The organism is Rudanella lutea DSM 19387 (genome assembly GCF_000383955.1).
GTDB classification, from domain to species: domain Bacteria; phylum Bacteroidota; class Bacteroidia; order Cytophagales; family Spirosomataceae; genus Rudanella; species Rudanella lutea.
Genome location: NZ_KB913013.1, coordinates 2,501,509 through 2,522,066, shown reverse-complemented (window position 1 = coordinate 2,522,066; position 20,558 = coordinate 2,501,509). Strand labels below are relative to the sequence as shown.

16 protein-coding genes are annotated in these 20,558 nt (G+C 56.2%); 8 read left to right on the top strand and 8 right to left on the bottom strand.

What is annotated here, in order from left to right:
- Positions 1-400 precede the first annotated feature (400 nt).
- Positions 401-1,630: an MFS transporter gene (locus tag RUDLU_RS0110435; RefSeq protein WP_019988323.1), complete on the top strand. Its 1,230-nt coding sequence runs from the start codon at positions 401-403 to the stop codon at positions 1,628-1,630.
- Positions 1,631-1,770: 140 nt separating this feature from the next.
- Here the strand turns inward: RUDLU_RS0110435 and RUDLU_RS0110430 are convergent, their stop codons facing one another.
- Positions 1,771-3,060 (bottom strand): sensor histidine kinase, encoded by a 1,290-nt coding sequence (locus RUDLU_RS0110430; protein WP_019988322.1) that lies wholly within the window; start codon positions 3,058-3,060, stop codon positions 1,771-1,773.
- Positions 3,061-3,551: 491 nt separating this feature from the next.
- Here RUDLU_RS0110430 and RUDLU_RS0110425 point away from each other — a divergent pair, with 491 nt between their 5' ends.
- Positions 3,552-4,040: a response regulator gene (locus RUDLU_RS0110425; RefSeq protein WP_027302944.1), complete on the top strand. Its 489-nt coding sequence runs from the start codon at positions 3,552-3,554 to the stop codon at positions 4,038-4,040.
- A 95-nt stretch (positions 4,041-4,135) separates the two neighbouring features.
- Positions 4,136-5,104, top strand: coding sequence for a nitrilase family protein (locus RUDLU_RS0110420; RefSeq protein ID WP_019988320.1), 969 nt, complete (start codon positions 4,136-4,138; stop codon positions 5,102-5,104).
- Positions 5,105-5,154: 50 nt separating this feature from the next.
- Here RUDLU_RS0110420 and RUDLU_RS0110415 read toward each other — a convergent pair whose 3' ends face one another.
- Together RUDLU_RS0110415 and RUDLU_RS0110410 are read right to left on the bottom strand one after the other, a co-directional pair.
- Complete coding sequence (locus RUDLU_RS0110415) at positions 5,155-7,566, bottom strand: PAS domain-containing sensor histidine kinase (RefSeq protein WP_019988319.1); 2,412 nt, start codon at positions 7,564-7,566, stop codon at positions 5,155-5,157.
- 350 nt (positions 7,567-7,916) lie between these two features.
- Positions 7,917-8,681: a M48 family metallopeptidase gene (locus RUDLU_RS0110410; RefSeq protein WP_019988318.1), complete on the bottom strand. Its 765-nt coding sequence runs from the start codon at positions 8,679-8,681 to the stop codon at positions 7,917-7,919.
- Between the two features lie 253 nt (positions 8,682-8,934).
- Between RUDLU_RS0110410 and RUDLU_RS0110405 the strand changes: the two genes are divergently transcribed.
- Both RUDLU_RS0110405 and RUDLU_RS0110400 read left to right on the top strand, forming a co-directional pair.
- Positions 8,935-9,255, top strand: coding sequence for a heavy metal-binding domain-containing protein (locus tag RUDLU_RS0110405; protein ID WP_027302943.1), 321 nt, complete (start codon positions 8,935-8,937; stop codon positions 9,253-9,255).
- 143 nt (positions 9,256-9,398) lie between these two features.
- Positions 9,399-10,640 (top strand): ABC transporter permease, encoded by a 1,242-nt coding sequence (locus RUDLU_RS0110400; RefSeq protein ID WP_027302942.1) that lies wholly within the window; start codon positions 9,399-9,401, stop codon positions 10,638-10,640.
- Positions 10,641-10,719: 79 nt separating this feature from the next.
- Here RUDLU_RS0110400 and RUDLU_RS0110395 read toward each other — a convergent pair whose 3' ends face one another.
- The 4 genes from RUDLU_RS0110395 to RUDLU_RS0110375 all read right to left on the bottom strand — a co-directional run bounded on the left by RUDLU_RS0110395 (position 10,720) and on the right by RUDLU_RS0110375 (position 17,143).
- Entirely contained in the window at positions 10,720-11,034 is a 315-nt protein-coding gene (locus RUDLU_RS0110395; protein WP_019988315.1) for a hypothetical protein, read from the bottom strand.
- Positions 11,035-11,195: 161 nt separating this feature from the next.
- Positions 11,196-11,936, bottom strand: a complete 741-nt coding sequence (locus tag RUDLU_RS0110385; RefSeq protein ID WP_027302941.1) for a LytR/AlgR family response regulator transcription factor — start codon at positions 11,934-11,936, stop codon at positions 11,196-11,198.
- Positions 11,937-12,050: 114 nt separating this feature from the next.
- Positions 12,051-14,924, bottom strand: coding sequence for a sensor histidine kinase (locus RUDLU_RS28735; RefSeq protein ID WP_019988312.1), 2,874 nt, complete (start codon positions 14,922-14,924; stop codon positions 12,051-12,053).
- Positions 14,925-14,938: 14 nt separating this feature from the next.
- On the bottom strand, positions 14,939-17,143 hold the full coding sequence (locus RUDLU_RS0110375) for a peptidase domain-containing ABC transporter (RefSeq protein WP_019988311.1): 2,205 nt from the start codon (positions 17,141-17,143) through the stop codon (positions 14,939-14,941).
- Positions 17,144-17,334: 191 nt separating this feature from the next.
- Here RUDLU_RS0110375 and RUDLU_RS0110370 point away from each other — a divergent pair, with 191 nt between their 5' ends.
- Genes RUDLU_RS0110370 through RUDLU_RS27270 form a run of 3 tightly spaced genes read left to right on the top strand, consistent with a single transcriptional unit; the run spans position 17,335 to position 19,582 of the window.
- Positions 17,335-17,529: a microviridin/marinostatin family tricyclic proteinase inhibitor gene (locus tag RUDLU_RS0110370; protein WP_157580155.1), complete on the top strand. Its 195-nt coding sequence runs from the start codon at positions 17,335-17,337 to the stop codon at positions 17,527-17,529.
- A 52-nt stretch (positions 17,530-17,581) separates the two neighbouring features.
- Positions 17,582-18,538 carry an MvdC/MvdD family ATP grasp protein gene (locus RUDLU_RS0110365; RefSeq protein ID WP_019988309.1) on the top strand — a complete coding sequence of 319 codons (957 nt, stop codon included), beginning with the start codon at positions 17,582-17,584 and terminating at the stop codon, positions 18,536-18,538.
- 3 nt (positions 18,539-18,541) lie between these two features.
- Entirely contained in the window at positions 18,542-19,582 is a 1,041-nt protein-coding gene (locus RUDLU_RS27270) for an ATP-grasp domain-containing protein (RefSeq protein WP_019988308.1), read from the top strand.
- Here RUDLU_RS27270 and RUDLU_RS27265 read toward each other — a convergent pair.
- On the bottom strand, positions 19,557-20,522 hold the full coding sequence (locus RUDLU_RS27265; protein ID WP_019988307.1) for a 2-hydroxyacid dehydrogenase: 966 nt from the start codon (positions 20,520-20,522) through the stop codon (positions 19,557-19,559). The genes RUDLU_RS27270 and RUDLU_RS27265 overlap by 26 nt on opposite strands.
- Between the last annotated feature and the right edge of the window lie 36 nt (positions 20,523-20,558).

The window sequence follows — 20,558 nt, the reverse complement described above, 5'->3', positions numbered from 1 at the left end:
CAGTCTCTTAGCCCAATAGAAATTTGCTAAATCTTAAGCAGCATCCATACAGTTCAGGACCTCAATAAGCGCAAGGCTCCCATTGGGCGTACTGCCCCTGCTCTGTAGGAGTATCGTAGCAAAGTACGCTTCCCCGAAAAATTGGCGAAGGCGCGATGAGATGCGCAAAACAGCGAAGTTACCGAGTCGGAAATGAGGGGCTAATTAAGCGTCAGGTGTACGGCTCAGCAGTACGCAGCTGACAGCCGAGTGAGGCAACGGTGCGGGCGGTACCGTTTGCTCAGGTTCATGAGCCAATCCCCCGGCTCGATGGTATAGTTTTTACCCCTCCCTTTGCCAGACTTCCTCGTTTTGTTGCTTCACTCTGACGAGCCCTCTGACCGGGTGGCTCCGCCTGCGAATGACCAAAAACCGCCAACTGCTGCTTATTCTTTGTATTGCCTTGCTCGATGTGACGGCCGCCAATGGCCTGGGTGCTCTCATCAGTGATTACGTCGTCGACCTGCCCGCTAAATCGCTCATGCTGACGGGCGGGGTAGCCGTGATGCTGAGTATTCAGCTGGCGTTTTCGCCCGCTATCGGTAACTGGTCCGACAAAAAAGGCCGCCGACGCGTGATTCTGGCCACTACACTGGCATCGTTTCTGTCGACATTACTGCTGCTACAGGTGCAGGCAGGCACCTACGTGGCCAATCGGGTAGCCAAAGGCGGTACCAACGGACTCTACGCTGTGCTGCGCTCGTCCATTACCGACCTGACCGACAAGCAGGAGCTGGTCAGATGGTCGGGAATATTGAGTTTTATTGTCGGCTCAGGGCCGGTAGTGGGGCCGATGGTAGCGGGCCTGTTTCTGCTCTCGACCAGTGCTGTGCGCTTCGACCCTGTGCCAACCGTCTTGTTTCTGCTGGCGGTGGGATTACTCAACATAGGGCTGGCTTTGACCTTCCGCGAAACGAATCCTAAACGGGAGGAACTCGACCCCGATCAGATCAAAGAGAAGATGCTCAGTTCCATTAAGGTGGTTACCCTCTGGCAGCAGCTCAACGAGTCGGAAGAGAAAGTGCCGGGTATTAAGCCGGTGTTTATCCTGAACATGCTCGGCACGCTGGGTATTGGCTATTACACTTTTTTTGTGGCTTTCCTCACCCAGAGCCAATTGCTCATGTCGACCCGGCAAACGGCAGTTTTCTTTGTTTATTTCGGTGCGCTGGCCCTGCTGGCCAATGTGGTTTTCTTCCGGTTTCTGGCCCACCGGGTGCACAAGCGCAAGGTGATAATCGGGCTGGCGTTGCTGGGTATTGTGTTGCAGATGTTGTATGCGTTTATTGGCCCGTCGGAGACCATGTTGTACGTGGTGGGTGGTATTGATGCCTTGACGGTATCGGTGCTGAGCGGGCTGATTGGCAGTATTTTGTCGCAGATCACCAAAGCCGGTGGCGGGCAGGGCGAGGTGTTCGGCAATATTCAGGCGCTGGGCGGGCTGGCCAGTTTCAGTACGGCGTTAGTCAACAGTTTGTTGTCGTCGGTGAGCCCACAGGCTCCGTTTGTGTTTTGCGCCCTCAGCCTAATGGCCGTAGTGTTCTGGAGCCTGCGGTTGCCCGATACGGCCCGTCAGTACACCGATGCCTGAGACGGGGGCCTCTTAAATACTCTCTGATTAAGTCCCTTGGTAAAAGGCCATTCTGCACCAAACCCTCTCCGTGTTTGATGAAACAGCCCAACGAGCTTCTATGGTAAACCGGACTCGCGAAGGTGCTTTGGTATCCAGCCTCACCGTTCTGCTGAAGGAGCCTCCTGATGCGTGAGCATGCTGATACGCACGAGCGTACCCCCTTCGGCCGACGACTCGATCTCCATCGTCGCTTTCAGCTGTTCGCACAACTGTTTCACGATAAACAAGCCAATATCCTCGCCCTGCTTTTGGGTGGAGCGCGCCGGGCTTTTGGTGTTCGGTATGGGTTTGCTGAGGGCTTTTTCGGTTTCCGTCAGTCGTTGCGAGCTGGGCACCTCAATCTGCGGGCTTAGTTGTTCGGCGAGCAGGGCCGCCGGGCCATGCGTCAGGCCGGGGCCTGAATCCTGCACGCTGAGGGTCCAGCGGGTATCGCTTTCGGGTGCCCACGAAACATTGACCCAGCCCCGCTGCGTATGGCGCAACGCGCTCAGGAGCAGATTCTGGATGATTCGCTGCACTTTGCCGGGATCGCTCAGTACGGGTAAACTGTCGGGGCCGTCGGCGCGGAGCACAAGCTGCCGTTCAGCCGATATGGGCTGAGCCTGTTTGACGAGGTCGCGCAACAGGTGGGCCGCATCGAAGGGTTTGAGCGTGAGTTGCTCCTGCCCGGCCTCAATGCGGGCAAAGTCTGTCATTTGCAGCAGCACATGCTGGATAGACGACAGGTTCCGGTTCAGAATCTCGATGTACTGCGTTTGTTCGGAGGGGGTGCTGGGTAGGGTGAGTAGGTTGGCCGCTCCAAACAGAGCACCGAAACTACTACGCAGGTCGTGTGAGGTTTGGCGGAGGTGCTCACCGCGCTCCCGGGTTATCTGATTCAGCTGGTTCAGGGCCGACTGGAGCTGTTCGGCCCGTTCGGCGGCACTGGTCTGGCGGAGCGAGTCGTAATACATCACGCTGCCCCGGTTTATTTCGCGGGCAAGTACCAGCACCTGCCGGTGGGCTACGGCCGTCACGGGGGCGGGGGTGTCGGGGTACAGGGTCAGGTAGGTGTCAATTTCGTCGGACAGCGTCTCGTACAGCTTATCGAGTTCATTAAGGAGTTCCTGTAGGGAGTAACCGCGCTGCCAGCGGTGCCAGCCGTGTTCGCTTGCCGTTTCGGTCGGGTCGGCCGAGATCGGTTTATCCAGAAGCCGGTCCTGAAGTACATTGAGTAAAACCGGGACTTGGTCAATAAATTCTTCACGCGATAGGCTCAGGCGTTTATGGAGATCACTGTCCGCAGCGCATTGGGTACGCCAGCTATTCAAAATCGTTTCCCGACGAGTGGCCAAATAGTCGGCAAGATGCTTTACCTGACCCAAAAAGGGACGACTTACTTTTGCCATAGGGGAGAATGGTTGCGTGTAGTGAATTAACCCGGTTGTGGGGTGAAGGTTTGCGCCACCGATCCCGACCCCGCAGCCGGGACCGAATCCTCACTCGGAGCTGGTAGAACCGATAGGAATTGGCTATAAATGGGTTTAATGAGTGCAAGTTCTGGTAAAGAAAGTATTTAGCAGAGCTTCCCGGTAACTCCAACGTCAACCGCCAACGGCTTTACTACTCAGCCGTATCTTCCTCCTCGGGCATGGAGTTGGGGTTATCAGAAACTGAAGCGTGCAGGGCCGGTTTGGTGGCTTAAACCATCAATCCGGCTCTCCGCTTTTTGGGCCTATTTCTTACCTGTAGGCCACTGATCGCAACCGTCCCGGTGGGTCGATTTAATATCACTATCTACTTAAGTATAGGCTTTCCTGTATCAAAATAGATTAATTTAACAATCGAACAAAAGCTATAGACTTTGTTCTTTCCTCTTGGTGTTACTTAATTCATCCGCATGAATCCTCTATTAACCAGTGAGCTTACGTCTCGTCGGAATTTCAAGAATGCGAAGCTGCTTATTGTGGAAGATAACCCCGATCATGGGTTTATTATCAGTAAGGCTATGCAGGAGCGTTTGCCCGAAGTGAAGCCGGTTTGGGCCAAAACCAAAGAAGAGGCTCTGTGCTACCTGAATCAGTGTGAACAGGAGGAGTGGGAGTCGCCTAAGCTCGTGTTGCTGGACTTATACCTGCCCAACCGGCATGATGGCTGGTATGTGCTCGAGAAGATCAGGGCGATGCCCGATGCGCTGGGTAAGGTGCCGGTAGTGCTACTGAGCCACTCCAACGACCGAAACGATATTGCGGAAGCCTACGAACGAGGCTGCTCGTCGTATCTGGTGAAGCCCATCAAGTACGATGATTGGCTGGAGTATTTCCAGACCCTGCGCGTGTACTGGTGGGAAACTGTGACTCTCCCCAAGGTAAATGTTGCCTTGTTTTAAGATCGGCTTGCTAGTTGGGCCGGGACACTTACCCTCTGCCGGAGCGGTGGTTGTCCCGGCTTTTTGTTTATTTAGCCGTTCCGAATCATTTTCGTATGCAAACCTTGAAGATAGCAACGGCGCAGTTTGAAAACGCCAGTGGCGACAAAGCGTATAACCTAAGCGTGATCCGCCGATTGGCCGGGCAGGCGGCCCGGCAGGGCGCGCAGGTGGTGGCGTTTCACGAATGCTCCGTAACAGGCTATACCTTTGCCCGGCACCTCTCGCGGGAGCAGATGCTCGACCTGGCCGAGTTGATCCCGGATGGTGAGAGCACACAGGCTCTCATCCAGATTGCCCGCGAGCATGACATTGCTATTCTGGCCGGGCTTTTCGAGAAAGACGAGCAGGACCGGCTGTTCAAAGGCTACGTATGTGTCGATAAAAACGGGTTGGTGGCGAAGTACCGAAAACTGCACCCGTTTATAAACCCGCATCTGTTGCCGGGCGACGAGTACGTGGTGTTCGACCTGTACGGCTGGAAATGTGGTATCCTGATTTGCTACGACAACAACGTGGTTGAGAATGTGCGGGCTACGGCTCTGCTCGGTGCCGACATTATTTTCATGCCGCACGTAACCATGATGACGCCTTCTACCCGGCCCGGTGCTGGGTTTGCCGACCCCGCTCTCTGGGCCAACCGGCACAACGACCCGACCTCGCTCCGGCTGGAGTTCGACGGGCTTAAGGGCCGGGCCTGGCTTATGAAATGGCTCCCCGCCCGCGCCTACGACAATGGGGTGTATGTGGTCTTTGCCAACCCCATCGGCATGGACGATGATCAGCTTAAAAACGGTTGCTCGATGATTCTGGACCCGTTTGGCGACATTCTGGCCGAATGCCGTCAGCTCGATGATGAGATAGTTGTGGCCACCTGTACCCCTGAGAAACTACAGCAGGCTGGTGGTTTCCGGTACCGCAAGGCCCGGCGCCCCGACCTCTACCGCGACATTCTGGGGCAAGAGCATCAGCCCGAACAAAAGGTGGTTTGGCTAGAGCCAATGAGTGAAAGAGCGAAAGAGTGAATGACTGAATGAGTACGGCCTACACTCTTTCGCTCTTTCACTCTTTATCTCTACACCAGACTACTGATTCCGCTGGGGCTTTGCGGCAGGTAGAGCGTAAACTCGGCCCCTTCGCCGGGTTGGCTGTGGGCCTCAATCAGCCCTCCGTGATTTTCGGCGACGCGCTTCACCAGCGCGAGCCCAATGCCCGAACCGGCGTAGGCGCTGTTGGGCCCGTGCAGACGCTGAAACGCTTCAAAAATGCGCTCCCTGTAACCTTGGTCGAATCCGATACCGTTATCCTTCACCTGAATTTGCCAGAAATGCTCCACATCAGCCGGTAGCATAGTCAGCGCGTCGGGATCAATTTGGGGACGGGGTGCGGGCTGGCAACGGATAGTTACCGCGGGCCGTTCGTCGGGTTTGTTGAACTTGAGCGCATTAGACAGCAGGTTCTGAAACAACTGCCGCAATTGCGACGGGTTGCCCTGTACTACCGGCAATGAATCAATCGTGACCAGGGCCTTTTTGTCGGTTATTACCGCTTCCAGATCCTCCAGAATCCCGGCCATTACCTCGTTTAGATCAACGGGCTCAAACGACTCGGTTTGGTTCGACAGGCGCGAGTACGCCAGCAGATCGTTGATCAGGGTCTGCATCCGCTCGGCCGCTTTCTGCATCCGGGCAATCAAGTCGACGCCATCGCCCAACGATTCGGCGTAGCGGCTTTTGAGCAGACTGCCAAACGAATGCACTTTCCGCAGGGGTTCCTGTAAATCGTGGCTGGCAATGTAGGCAAACTGTTGCAGGCTGTCGTTGGAGCGCTTCAGTTGTCGGTTGGCCTGTTGCACCAGGGCGGCTTGTTGTTGGCGTTCCAGCTCGGCCCGCTTCCGGTCGGTTACGTCGTACAGAACGAGCAGAAAACCGTCGCCCAGCTTCGTGCCCGACACATCGAGCCACTTGTTCAGGTGCGGGTAAAACCGCTCCCGGCGGAACGAAAGCGACTGCTCCGTTACGCTTTTGTAGAAATTGAAGAGCTCCTCGGTGTTGACCGTCAGGGGGAGGTTCACTACCGACGTAAACCGCTCCAGAAACGTGTGGTTACGCACCACTTCTTCGGTCGAATTGAAGATTTTTTCGTAAGCGTGGTTGAAGAAGATCGCCCGGAAATCGACAATCTCACCAGTCGCGCTACCCGTACCGCCTGCCTGAGCGGGTGTTTTCCGAATGGCCTCGTAGGCAATAATGCCCATGGGTGAGGTTTGCAGCAGTTGATTCAGAAACTCGGTTTGCTGTTCGAGCACTTGCTGAGCCTGCTGGGTTTCAGTGATGTTCATGTACGTCACCACCACCCCGTCGCCTTGTTTGGCGGCCGACACCTCGTACCAGCCATCCTGTTGCGTGTCGTCTTTGTACGAACCGATCAGGTGTTCGGGCTCGCCCGATTCGGTGACCCGCACGTACAGGTCAAAGAACCCGTTGTCGCGGTTGCCCGGAAACACCGTCAAGAGTTGCTTGCCCTCAATCTGGTCGGGCGTCATGAAATTGCTCCGAATCACGGCCTGATTGGCCGTTACCATCAAGAAATCAACAATTTTGCCCGCTTCATTGCGGATAGCGGTCATGTACAGAATGCTGCTGATAGACGAATCGAATATGTTGCGCAACTGACTCGACTGCTCTTCGATCAGCAACGACGCCTTTTTGCTTTCCGTAATGTCCGAAAAGGTCAGCACAATATGTTCCTCGTCGAGCCGGGCCCCCGACAGTTCAATCCAGATCTGCGCGGGTTCGAAATAGTACTGGGTCTGTAGGGGTTTACCGGCCGTCAGCAGATCAACGTACTGGTCGAACAGACCGGCTGAGCGCAATGTTGGGTCCAGTTGCATGGAGGTACGCGTGCTCAGCGATTGGTCGGGAATACCCGTAATCTGAACAAACGCCCGGTTCCAGCGCACCGCCTTCAGGTCGACAATTTGACCGTCAGAATCACGGACAGGCCGAAGCACGACTAAGCCATTGGCCGAGGTCGTAAGAATATTGTCGAGCAGATGATTTTGCTGCTCAACCTGTTGCTGCGTTTGTTTCTGGGCGGTGATGTCGATAAACGAAAGCACAAACCCTTCCTGCAAGGGCTGGGCCGAAATCAGATACCAGCCGTTGTAGCCATCGCCCTGATACGGAAATTCAAACGAATCGGGCTGACCCGTTTCTACCACCCGCCGGTAAAGGTCGAACAAACCTATTTGTTTCACCGAGGGAAACAGGCTCGTCATGAGCTCGCCCAAAATCTGGTGACGGCGACGGCCCGTCAACGTTTCAACCCCTTGATTTATGATTCGGTAGCGAAAATCGATGAGGTCTCCATCGGCATCACGAACGGCCTCACAGTAGGCCGTCATGCTTTGTTGAGCGTCCAGAACCGCCTGTAGCAGGGCTTCGCGGTCAGACAATGATTTGGCGTGGGGGGGTAAGTCGTTCATAACCTGAGTGTCCTAAAAGTCAGGTTTAGAAGCTGTTTGAGTTAGCGATTTGAGCGGATAATGAGTGAATTTTGGCTTTTGGCAAGGCGATTTTTGCAAGTCGTAGCAGCGCTACGGCTCAAAAAAGTGACGATGGCAAGAGTCAAAAGACGCCATTAGCGGCCAAATCGATTAATTCAAATAGCTTCTTAACTTCCAGGGGGTGAGTTGGGCAAAAATAAGGAATGAAAATAAGATTGGCCCTGCCCGGGTCATAGGGCCCAGAATTTGTTAGGTAGTGGGTCCCAGACAGACAAAAACCGGAGCCGCTAACTAGGTGGTCGGCGGCTCCGGTTTTATCCTTTGGCGAATCAACGTCTGACTCCGTCCCGGCGCGCGCGGTCCCGAATGCGTTGGGCTCGTTTCTGGCTATCGGGGTGGCTCGAAACAATCTCGGCGACACGGCCGCCCCCGCTACCTCCGCTCAGTTTGGCCAGCTTCTCAAACGAGGAGGCCAACGCCAAAACGCTGTAGCCGTTCTTTCGCAGAAACGTGTAGCTATAATCGTCGGCTTCGGTTTCCTGCCGACGGCTAAACGACGCACTGTAGAGGCCGTTGGCCAAAGCCGTGGCCTGCGACCGCGACAGTGCCCCGATGGCTCCCCCCTGCGAAGCCCCCAGATTGATAAACGCCGACCGGCGCAGGGCGCTCTTCATGGCGTCGCGGGTATCTTTATTGACTACGTGGCCAATTTCGTGGCCCATGATGGCCAGCAACTCGCTGTCGGTCATGATATCCATGAGACCCTGAAATACCCGCACGCTACCATCGGCCGTGGCAAAAGCATTTACGTCTTTTACTTTGTACACTTTATAGTTGATCGGGATGCCGCTCACGGTGCGGTGCCGACGGACAATCCGGTTCAGGCGCTGCGTGTACGGGTCGTTGGGGCCCGCCACCGGGTTTTGGGCATCCATTTGTTGTACAGCCTGCTGCGAGAGCTGGGCTACCTGTTGATCAGAGAGGGTTATGGAGGCTAAACCTTCCATAACGGCCTGCCCCACGCTCTGAGCGTAGGTGGCCATGGGCGTAGCTACTACTAGCCATCCCAACAAGATATAGGCTTTGTTTTTCATAACTCACGTTGTTAGGACAAAAACGCAACCTACTGCGTGGTTTACGTTTATCCTTTGACAAACAAACGGCCTAAAAGTTTACTCGTACGCTAAGTATTGCCGTTCGGAGCCGGCGTTGAACCCCGTTTTCGACCCTTACAGCCAGTCTGTAAACCGCTCATACAACCACACAGGCGGTTTTTTTGCAAAACGCGCAACGCGCCCGTTCTTTGCGCCGTTTCTTAACCGGGCCATCGACTCCAGTATACACTATATGATTATCACAACTACCCCAACCCTCGAAGGTAAACGGATTACCCGGTACATTGGGCTGGTCAACGGTGAGGCCATTATCGGGGCCAATCTGGTTAAAGACTTTTTTGCCGGGATTAGCGACATTGTAGGCGGGCGTTCGGGGGCCTACGAGCAGGGGCTCCGCGAAGCCAAGAGCATCGCGATCAAAGACATGATGGATCAGGCCCATCGGTTGGGTGCCAACGCCATTGTGGGCGTTGATCTGGATTACCAGACCATTGGGGGCAACGGGTCTATGCTCATGGTGAGTGCCAACGGCACGGCCGTGATCATCGAATAGCAACCGATTATCCGCCATAGCGGGCGTTGGTGTAAAAGTGAAAGAGCGAAAGAGCGAAAGAGACAAAGAGCGAAGTAAATTCGCATGAGCGGAAGAAAAGCGGGTTGGCCAACTCGCTCTTTCAGTCTTTCGCTCTTTCGCCATTGAAATTTATCCGACAAATACTCGAAAGCTTTCGCTTTGCCTGGCAGGCGCTGCGGTCTAACCTGCTGCGTACCACGCTCTCGCTGCTGGGCGTAACCATCGGTATCTTCGCCATCATTGCGGTGTTCACGATGGTCGACTCGCTCGAACGCAACGTAAAGGAAAGTCTGAACTTTCTGGGCGATCGGGTCGTGTACGTACAAAAGTGGCCGTTTGAGTTTGGGTCGGAGTACCGCTGGTGGAAGTATTTTCAGTGGCCCGAACCGACTTATAACGACTACCGGGCTCTGGCCGAGCGGCTGGAGAATGCCGAGGCCATTTGCGCTATGGGAGGACGGGGCAATGTGATCGTGAAAAACGGGAACAACAGTTTGCCCGTTCGGATCTCGGGCGTCACGATGGACTACAACCAGATTTCGGAGGTACCCATTGGCGAGGGCCGCTACTTTGCCCCGCAGGAGCAGGAGTCGGCGCGTAACGTAGTCATTATCGGCTCCGAAGTGGCCGAAACCCTCTTCCCGAATCAGTACGCCGTTGGTAAAATGATGAAGATCAACGGGCTGAACTTCCAGGTGATTGCCGTTCAGGAAAAGAAAGGCTCCGGGGTGCTCGAAATTGGTGGCAACCCCGACCGGCGGTGCCTGATTCCGTACGGCACCTTTGCCAAACTGTTCCAGTCGATCCGGCCCAGCGTAACCATTGCCGTAAAAGGCTACCCTGAAGACGAAGGGCTGCAAAACCTGGAAGGCGAAATTCGGGGGTTGATGCGGGCCCGCCGGAGTCTGAAACCCACGCAGGACGACAATTTTGCCATCAACCGCCCCGAGGCCATTGCCAAAGCCATTGGCGGGGTATTTGCCGTGCTCACCATTGCGGGTTGGGTTATCGGCAGCTTCTCGATTCTGGTCGGTGGGTTTGGTATTGCCAACATCATGTTTGTGTCGGTAAAAGAGCGAATCAACATCATTGGTATTCAGAAATCGCTGGGGGCCAAGAATTACTTTATCCTGTTCCAGTTTCTGTTCGAGTCGGTTATGCTCTCGCTGGTCGGCGGTCTGGTTGGGGTATTTCTGGTGTACCTGCTCTCGTTTATACCGTTGGGTAACCTCGATGTGGTGCTCACAGCGGGCAATATTGCCCTTGGGTTGGGTACATCGAGCCTGATTGGCGTGTTGGCGGGGATTTTGCCAGCCATCTCGGCCGCCCGGCTCGATCCGGTAATTGCCATCCGGTCGAAGTAATTAAAAAAGCCGTTGGGGGCCTGCCAAATACACGCGTGTATTTGGCAGGCCCCCAACGGCTTATGGTATAGGTGGATTCTTACTTCGAATCGTCCAGCTTGCGTTCGGCTTTTTTCAGGCCCCGCTCAGTTTTGTTCAGCGCCTTGTTGGTGCCCCGCTTCACATCTTGCTTCGTGTTGGTAGCGGCCCGGTCGATAGCGTCGCCGGTTTTGCGGGCTTCGCGTTTCAGTTCGCGGCTTGCCTGGCGGGTCTCGCGGCTTACTTTGCGGCCGGCGGCTTTGGCCGTTTCACCAGCCTGATTGGCCGTTTCTTTGGCTTCCTGCTTTACTTCCTGAGCTGAGGCAAACGTAACGGTCAGGGCCGCCAGTGCCAGTGTCATCATTATCTTTTTCATGGTCGTTGAGTTGTTAACGTAAACAACGTATAAACCGGGTCAGGGGCTTTTTGTTTGCTCAACAGAGACCGGGCGGGGCATGGCCAGCTGAATACGCACAAACCGGTAACCCAGCCAGAACAGCAGGCAGCCCGCCAGAATCAGTCGAATGGTTTTCATGGTCAACAACAGGCTTTCAGCACCGCATCGACTTTGTCGGGCGAAACGCTGATTTGGGTTTGATTGTGGAGGGTAATGTAGCCGCCGTCCTGACGGCTGTACGAGGCTACATACTGGGTATTGACCACATACGATTTGTGGCAACGGACAAATCCATCGAGGCCTTCGAGTAGGGTTTCGAGGTATTTGAGACTCCGGCTGATGAGTAGCTTATCGCCCGAGCGCAGAAAAATATCGGTATAGGCTCCGTCGCCTTTGGCATACAGAATTTCGGCGCTGTCGACAAACCGGAAACCGCTCGTCTGGGGCAGGGCAATCCGTTTCGATTTGTGGTTGATGAGGTTGTGCCTGAGGGTAAACAGGTTCTGCGCTTCCCGCACCTTTTTGAGCCGAAACCGCTCGATGGCCTCCCGCAGCAGGTCGATGTTGAGCGGTTTGAGCAGGTAATCGATAGCCGAAAACCGAAACGCCTGAATGGCATACTGGCTATACGCCGTGGTGAAAATGACATAAAAGTCAATTTCATCTTCGTTGAAAAAATCCATCAGCTCAAGGCCGCTGTAGTGCGGCATCTCGATGTCGAGAAAGACCAGATCCGGTTTGAGTTTTTTGATCGCTTTCACCCCGCTGGGCAGGTCGTCGCAATCGGCCAGAACGGTCAGGCCGGGGGCGCAGTCGGCCAGCATCGCCTTGAGCAACTGGCGGGCTTTCTGTTCATCGTCGATAATGAGGGCGGTTGGCATAACTGAGTCAAAATCAAATGTATACTGTATAATGCAAAATGAATGCTGAAGGGGTTGATAATCAATGAGGTCATTGTTCATTATGCCTTATTCATCATTCATTCACGCAGGTGGTTACGTTAATACCGGAATGTGCAGAATAACGGTGGTTCCGGCTGGTTTATGGAAAGCGTCGTATTTGTCGATGATACGAATACCAATGTGCGAATGATCGCCGTCGTTGAGCAGTTCCAGCCGTTTTTGGTTGGCCTGAGTGGCAAAGGATTCGTGTCGGCGGGCGCGTTGCTGGTTAATCTCCGCCGATTTCTGGCGGCCCACCCCGTCGTCGTCGATGGTCACTTCCAGCCACGGGCCCGTTTGCCGGAAATCGACCAACAGATGGCGGTCATGCTTTTTGTGCATCAGCCCGTGTTTGATCGCGTTTTCGATGTACGGCTGAATCAGCATCGACGGAATACGGATATGGTCGATGTCCAGATCGTTGGCTACTACCAGCTGGCAGTGCAACGAGTCTTCAAACCGCATCTGCTCCAGTTCCAGATACAGCCGAATCGCCTTCAGCTCGTCGGCCAGAGCCACGGTTTCGTCGTTGCTCATGTCCAGAATCATGCGCGTCAGCTCGCTGAACTTCACCAGATAGCTGGATGCCTGTTGTTTCTCGTTGAGATAGATGTACAACTGGATGGTATTGAGGGCGTTAAAAATGAAGTGGGGGTTCATCTGCGACTTGATGGCCGTCAGCCGGGATTTCTGTAACTCCTGTTGCAGGGCGGCTTTTTCGGCCTGCAAGGCCGACTCGCGCTGCTGCCGCGACAGACGTCGCTGATTGCTACCGTATACCAACCCCGCAATGGCCAGCATGAGGGCACCCAGAAACGGATAGCTGAGCCAGAAAGGGCTCTGCACCACAAACTTCACCGTCAGGGTTTGCTGACTACTGAGGCCGTCTTCGTTTTCGACCCGAATCTGGACCACGTAGTCGTCGGGTGCGAGCGAGGGCAGGCTAAGCATCCGCACGCCGGGGTCGAGGGTAACCCAGGCTTGCCCGTTGATGCGGTAGTTGACCCGTACGTCGCCCTGACTCCGAAACGACAGCACCGAGAAATGAATCTCGACGTTGTTCTGGTCGTAGGCAAAGCGGGGTTTTTTATCGAGCGAAAAGGCCTGTTTGTTGCACAAAAGCCGGGTGACCACGAGCCGGGGCCGGTGGGTATTGGTGGCGGGCAGATTGCGCGGAAAACGCACCAAACCCGATAGCGTGGCCACGTACACCATGTCGTCGACAACCGCCAGATCTTTCAGGTCAGTATCGGGCAGGCCATCGGTGCGGTCGTAGGTGCGGATTGTGCGCGTACGCAGGTCGAAGCTCTGGGCGGCCTTCTCGGTGAGCCACCAGATCTGGTTTTTATACGCCTGAATGCGGTACACGGCATTGTCGGCCAAACCGTCTTTTTCGGTCAGGTGCAACGTTTGCCGGGCCCCCTCGAACGCATAAATACCATTGTTGGTACTGGCTGCAAACACGAGTGGTGCTGGGCCATCGGTCAGGGTCAGGTCGGAGAGGGATAATGACTCATGGTCGGCCTTGATTTCGGATCCCGGCCGACCGCTCGGATATTGCCAGAATCCCTTCGATGTGGCTGCGTACAGGGTTTTGGTAGTTGGGTGAACCACCACCGCCCGGTTACGGGCGGTGCTCAGATTGATTTCGTGCGCGGCTTCGGGTTTGCGTCGCGACACGACACCCAGAAACCCCGTAGCGGCAATAGCCAGCCGGTTCTGATCGAACGAGGCAATGTCTTTGACCGAGAGCAACTGCGAAAAATCGGTGCGGCCGTTGTACCACCGGCGAAACAGGTCGGAGCTGAAAAACAACTGGCGGGCGGTGGTGTCGTAATGGAGTGAGATCACTTCGGTATTGCTGGTGCCTTTGTAGAGCGGGGTGGTCGACCCCTGCGTGAGGTCCAGCCGGGCCAGTTCGCCGGTGGCGGTCCCGAAATACAACTGCCGTTTGTGGGGGAGTGCCTGCAAGCGCGTAAACGGCCGCCCCGGTGCAATGACGTTTACCTGCATCGACGGAATAAGCAACAGGCCGCTGTTGATGGTGGCAAGCCAGAAATTCCCCTCACCATCCAGCATCAGGCCCGTACAGTTTTTGTCGGGCAACTGAACCGACAGCCGCTGGGGGAGGGGGTTGTTCATATCGAGCAGGTAAAAACCCGCCGAACAGAACAAGCCCAGGTATCGGTCGTTGATGACCCGAACGTTCTGGATGAGCCCTTTATGCCCCAGCTCAATCACCTGTCGACCGCCATCGGGGCGTTGTACTACCAATCGCGTCGCATCGGCTTTCGGAATCAGAAAGGTGTGTTTTCGTACCTTCACCACATAAAACGTAGCCAGGCCGGGTTCATTGGGGATGTAGGTAGGTGGCCCGTTCAGCGGCACACGCAATGCCCGCTGCTGGCCACCCGAAAAGAGGTAAATGGCCTGTTCGTCGGAAAACGCGTAGGGCGAGTAATGCACGTAACTCAGCGGTAGGGAGTTGGTCAGGCGCAGCGTACGCGTATCCAGCACCCGCAACGAGTGAGGACCAAAGTTGACGAGCGAAAAGCCGTTGAGCATAACCGCCGGGTAGTACGAACCGAGGGGTTCCACAACGGAACAGTACCGGAGGCTATCGGCTTCGACGAAAAAAAACTGTCCCGAAAAGTTCTGACACCAGATGCGCCCGGCCCCGTCGAGCATGAGGTTGCTCAGGCCCTTGTCGTTCTGGCTATGGTTGCGGTAGGGCTGATACAGTACCCCATCGTATCGGTACAGGCCTTTGTCGGTCGCCAGCCAGATAAATCCCTGCTGGTCCTGCATGAGGTCGTAAATGGTATTAGAGGGTAAGCCACTCGCTTTGTCGAGCCGTTGGTAACTAACCTGCTGTGCCACCAGCCCGTGGCTACCTAGTAAAAGCAGGAAAATAAACAGCGCGCGCATGAAGAGAAAACGGATTAAACGACAAGATTAGGGACCGGCGTGTTCAACTCCAACTGGTTGTGTACGAGCTGCCAGTACAGTTTCCGGTTGGCCAGAAGGCTCTCGTGGGTGCCCTGTTCGGCAATCTGCCCTGCCTGAAGCACCACAATCTGATCGGCCTGCCGGACCGTGCTAAGCCGGTGGGCTACCACCACCACCGTGCGGCCCTGCCCAAACTGGTTCAGGTTGTCGATGATCTGCCGCTCGGTGGCGGTGTCGAGCGCGTTGGTGGCTTCATCGAAAAACAGGTAATCGGGGTTTTTGTAGACCGCCCGCGCAATGAGGAGCCGCTGCCGCTGTCCTTGACTCAGGCCGAGCCCCTCGTTGCCAACTCGTGTCTGGATACGCAGGGGCAACTCGGCCACAAACGACGCTAAAGCCGCTGTTTGCAGGGCCTGCCACACCCGTGCGGGTTCCGGAGCCGGGTCGCCCAGAGCCACATTGGCGGCTATGGTGTCGGAGAAAATATAGCCGGTTTGCCACACCACTCCGCAACGTTGCCGCCAGTCGGTGGGGTTGGCATCGGCCAGCAAGTGGCTTTTCCCAAGCCAGATCCGGCCGTGGGTTGGGTCGTGGGTGCCCAGTAGCAGTTGCAGCAGGGTGGTTTTGCCGCTGCCACTGGCGCCGACAATGGCCGTCGTTTTACCCACCGGAATAGTGAGGGAGATATTGCGCAAAACGGCCTCTTCGGTGCCTGGGTACGCAAACCATACGCGCTCCAGCCGCAGGGTCGCGGGCGGGCCGGGGGAGGTGCTTCCGTGGCCCGCCCGCTCGTCGGGTTCCTCGTGAAGTTCGCCGATGCGGGCGAGTGCAAGTTGGGTGTCCTGAGCTTGTTGCACCAAGAAAACAGCCTGGCTCAGCGGAGTAGCCAATTGCCCCACTACCACCTGCACTGCCAGCAACACCCCCAGCGAGGTGCCGCCCGCAATGACACTACTGGCTACCACGTAACTGATGAGCAGGTTTGTGAGTAAAAACAGCACACTTGCCCCGCCCGATTGCCCAACGGCCAGTTTCTGGGCCCGCAACCGGAGTTGGTAGCGTTGCCGCTGCACGCCGAGCCATGCGGTACGGATCTGTTCTTCGGCGTTGGCCAGCTTCACGTCGGGTATGCCTTCGAGCAGTTCGAGCGTACGCGACTGGCTTTGGGCCGCCGTGCTGAATAGCTCCTGATCGAGCGTGACCCGGTGGCGCATAAACCCAAACGTCCAGATCAGGTGCAGGGCTGTGCCGCCCACAAACAACCCAAAAGCTGCCGGGCTGTAGTGAAAAAGCAAGCCCCCGTTAATCAGCACCGCTACCGCGAGGGTGACAAGTTGAACACCAAACTGACTCAAAAACTGGTCAACGCGCTCGTGGTCGGCAATGCGCTGGGTAATGTCGCCGAAGCGTTTCTGGTCGAAAAAGGCCAGTGGCAGTCGGAGCAGCTTTCGCAGGAAATCGTTCAGAATGGCAAAGCTCAGCCGGTTGCTGAGTTGGGTCAGTAGCCAGCTTTGTGTCCAGCTACCCACCAACAAACCGGCCGTCAGGCCCAGTTGACTCACCAAAAACCAGCGCAGCATATCGGCCCGGCGGGGTTGCACGGCTTCGTCGACAATCCGCTGCGAGAGGCCCGGCAACACCGCCTGAATAGCTGCCAGTATGCTCAGTACTACTAGCAGAGATAGGAGTAGTTTGGGGTGTTGTCGCAGATACCGCCGGGCTTGCCAAAGCTGGGTGAGCGGGTGGGCGGGTTTAGGTGGTTTGAGGGCATAAAATGCGTGGGTTGGCGACAGAAACAGGGCGGTGCCGGTAGGGTCGGGTTGCTCGTCGGTAGCCCATTGCGCACAGAAGTCGGCTGTCGGGATTTGCACGCGCCCCAGGGCGGGGTCGGCTACGTGTACGTGGGTGGGCGTGAGGGCGTACACAACCACAAAATGTTGCCGTTGGGGCAAATAGACAATGGCAGGCAACGGAGCCTCCCGAAACGCCGACCACCGCAGCTGCATGGTACGGGTTTCAAAACCCAGCTTCTGAGCCGCTACCGTCAGGCTCCGTAACGAAACCCCTCCCCGGTACTGACCGGCCAATTGCCGAAGCCACGGGCGCGGCAGCGTTTGCCCGTAGTGGCGGGCCACCATCAGCAGGCAGGTAGGGCCGCAGTCGGCCTCGTCGTACTGGCGGGTAACGACAAAACGCATGGTTGTCAGGGAAGTTGGTTTTTACGGCTGCAAGTTCGGCGTTCCGTTCGATATGAACCTGGGCGTTCACAAAACCAAACCCGCCTTTGGTAAAATGGCCCACCCTGCCCCCTGCCCGGTCTGCTATGTTTGCCCCCGTTCGGCGGAGTAAACAGCCGGGCTACTTACAAACAATCAAATTTCTGATTACCATGGAACAAACCACAAAAAAACCCTTTTTCGCCCGCTTCCTCGAAGGGCAGGACATTTCTGGTGAGCAAACCGTTGGCGCCGACCGTGGCCCCGGCAAACCCGCCCCACAACCGCTACCGACCATCAAGTATCCGTCGGATCAGGACGAACCTTCCTACTCGAATTTCACTGATTCCGACACAATTTCTCTGTAGCCGGATAGCTGGGTGTGCTCGTACGGGGCATACCCAGCCTATGTCTTTACCAATGGTTCTTTGCCTAACCCATAGCCGCGACGAGTACACCATCGACCTGGTGCAGCAGGCGCTGACGGCACGGGGTGTCCGGTCGGTCCGGTTTGATTCCGATCAGGTGGCGCACAGCCAAATCAGCGTAGATCTGCAAACCGGGGCGGCCTTCTGCGAGGGACCGGGATTCGCCTTCGACACCTGTGAGATAACGGCCGTCTGGTACCGAAAACGCTGGGCCATTACGCCCCCGGTCGGGTTGCCCGACGTCTATCGGCGAGCCACCTTGCAGGCGTTTAGCCGGGTGCAGATGGCCCTGCTTCGTACGCTGCCCGGCCGGCTGTGGATGAATGATTTTGCGGCCGATAGTGCCGTGCAGAACGATAAGATGGGCCAGCTCGTGGTAGCCCGCGAGGTAGGTCTGGCAGTGCCCGAAACCCTTTTCAGCAACGACCCCACCCGTATTCGGGCGTTTTTCGAGCGGTGCCGGGGCGAAGTGGTTGCCAAATTATACGATGCCCTGACCTATGGTATGACCAGCAGTGGTCCTGCGTTTCCAACCACCGCTCTCTCCGCCGACGACCTGACCGACGATTCGGCTCTGGCGGCCTGCCCCATGATATTTCAGGAACGTATCCGGGCCCAAACCGAACTGCGGGTGGCGTATGTCGATGGGCAATGCTTTACCGGAAGCATCGATACCCGTGGCTCACTCAATAGCCCAACCGACTGGCGCTATGCCGCCGATGTGCCAACGGGCTGGGAACCCTACAGCCTGCCCGATACCGTTCGGCAACAACTGACAGCCCTCATGCGTCGGCTGGGGCTGCTCTTTGGTGCTATCGACCTGATGGTACGGCCCGACGGCACACCTGTTTTTCTGGAAGTGAACCCACAAGGCGAGTGGGGTATGTTACAGCGCGATCTCCACCTTCCGATTGCGCAAGCCATTGTCCACCGCCTGACTTACCAATAACACATGAAAACCGTACTTATCATTACCCGTTCGTTCGATCTGCAGGCCACGACGCCTATGGTTGTAAAAGCGATCGAAGACCTCGGCGGGCGGGCTATCGTGTTTCCCGTTGACCGGTACCCGTTCGAGTATCAGCTGACCTACCTCGACACCGATGCGGGTATCGAAATCTGGCTCGACACACCCGACGGCCGTGAGGCTATCCATACCTGCGATTCGCTGTGGTTCCGGCGGTTCGAGATGAATAAAAAAGCGTTTGCTGAGCAGTACGGTACCAAACTCCTGCCTGCATTTGAGGCTCAGGTTGAGGCAACACTCAAGGGGTTGATCGAAGGGTTTGATGGGTTTGTGCTCGGCCGCCCGAGTGTACACCGCCGACTGGCCAGCCGGGAAGAACAGATGCGGGTGGCCCGCCGGGCGGGTTTACTCGTTCCAAACTCCTGCGTCACCAATTCACCGGCCGAGGCCCGCCGGTTTGTGCAGGCCCAAAAACCGGCGAGTGTAATTGTGAAGTCGCAGGCGAGTTATGCCATTCAGAACGATGGGCAGACGATGGTGATGTTTACCAATCGCCTGACTGCCGACGATATGGACGCACTCGACGACCTACAGGCTACCCCCCTGATGTTTCAGCAGGCAATCGAGAAAGAAATCGAACTGCGCATTACCATTGCCGGACACCAAATCTGGGCGTTTTCAATTGATTCGCAGACTTCGGAACTCTCCGAAAACGACTGGCGTCGAAACGGATTCGCTACCGTGGGCGACTGGAAACCCTACGAGCTACCCGCGAGCGTGGTGCAAAGCCTACACACGTTCATGGACCTCTACGGTCTGAATTATGGCGCTATCGACATGATTGTGACACCCGAAGGCGACCATTATTTCATTGAGATCAACTCGGCGGGCGAGTTTATGTGGCTCGATTGCCTACAGGATTTTCAGATTTCGGAACACCTGGCGGGGATGCTGCTCGGCTTGCAACCCCGGCGCGAACACGGCCTCGATCGTCAGTTGGTTAGGCCCGAGACAATGGTGTATTAACCCCCGCCTGCACAAACTGATCCACCAGCACGCGGTTGATACGTACGTAGCTTTCGTGCGTCCAGCCGGCTATGTGGGGCGTCAGTATCACCCGGTCCGACCCACGCAGGTAATCAAACGTTGCCTGCTGGTCGGGGGTAAGTTTCGCTAATTTCTCGTTTTCAAGCACGTCGAGGGCGGCCCCGCGCACTTTGCCCGACTCCAGCCCGCGTACCACGGCCGCCAGCTCGACAATTTCGCCCCGCGCCACGTTCATCAGGTAAAACGGTTTGGCCATTCGCTCAATCCATGCGTCGTTAATCAGCATCCGGGTTTCGCCCGTGAGCGGAATATGGAGACTGAGTACGTCGGCCTCGTTCTGAATCGCTTCTATTGCGGTTTCGGTGGCGTAGGCGTCGGAATAATCGGTGCGGTACTTGTCGTAACACAACACCCGGCATCCGAAACCGCTCAGTCGGCGGGCGGTAGCCTGTCCGTTATTGCCGTAGCCAATCAGCCCCACCGTCAGCGAGCCCAGCTCATAACCCCGGTTTCCTTCGCGGTCCCAGATTCCCCGCCGGACCTCCGCATCGGCCCGTACCACATTGGTCAACAACGCCAGTAACATGCCCACAGCCTGTTCGCCTACGGCGTCGCGGTTGCCGGTTCCGGCATGAAACACGGCAATGCCCCGCTGCGCTACAGCGTCCAGATCGAGCAGGTCGAGGCCTGCCCCGGCCCGGCCAATAAACCGAAGATTAGGCGCCTGTTGGAGCAGAGCCTCATCGACGGTGGTCTTGCTGCGGATAATAAGCCCATCGAAAGGAGCCAGTTGGTCGAGGAGTTGGGCGCGGCTAATGGTGGGTTGGTAATCAAATTGGAAACCGGCTTCGGTGAGCATCGGGAACAGCGACGGGTGCATTTCGTCGGCAATCAGAATCGTAGGCTGGGTCTCAGACATCCGTAGATTATCGTAACTTGCAGGAAAATTAATGGA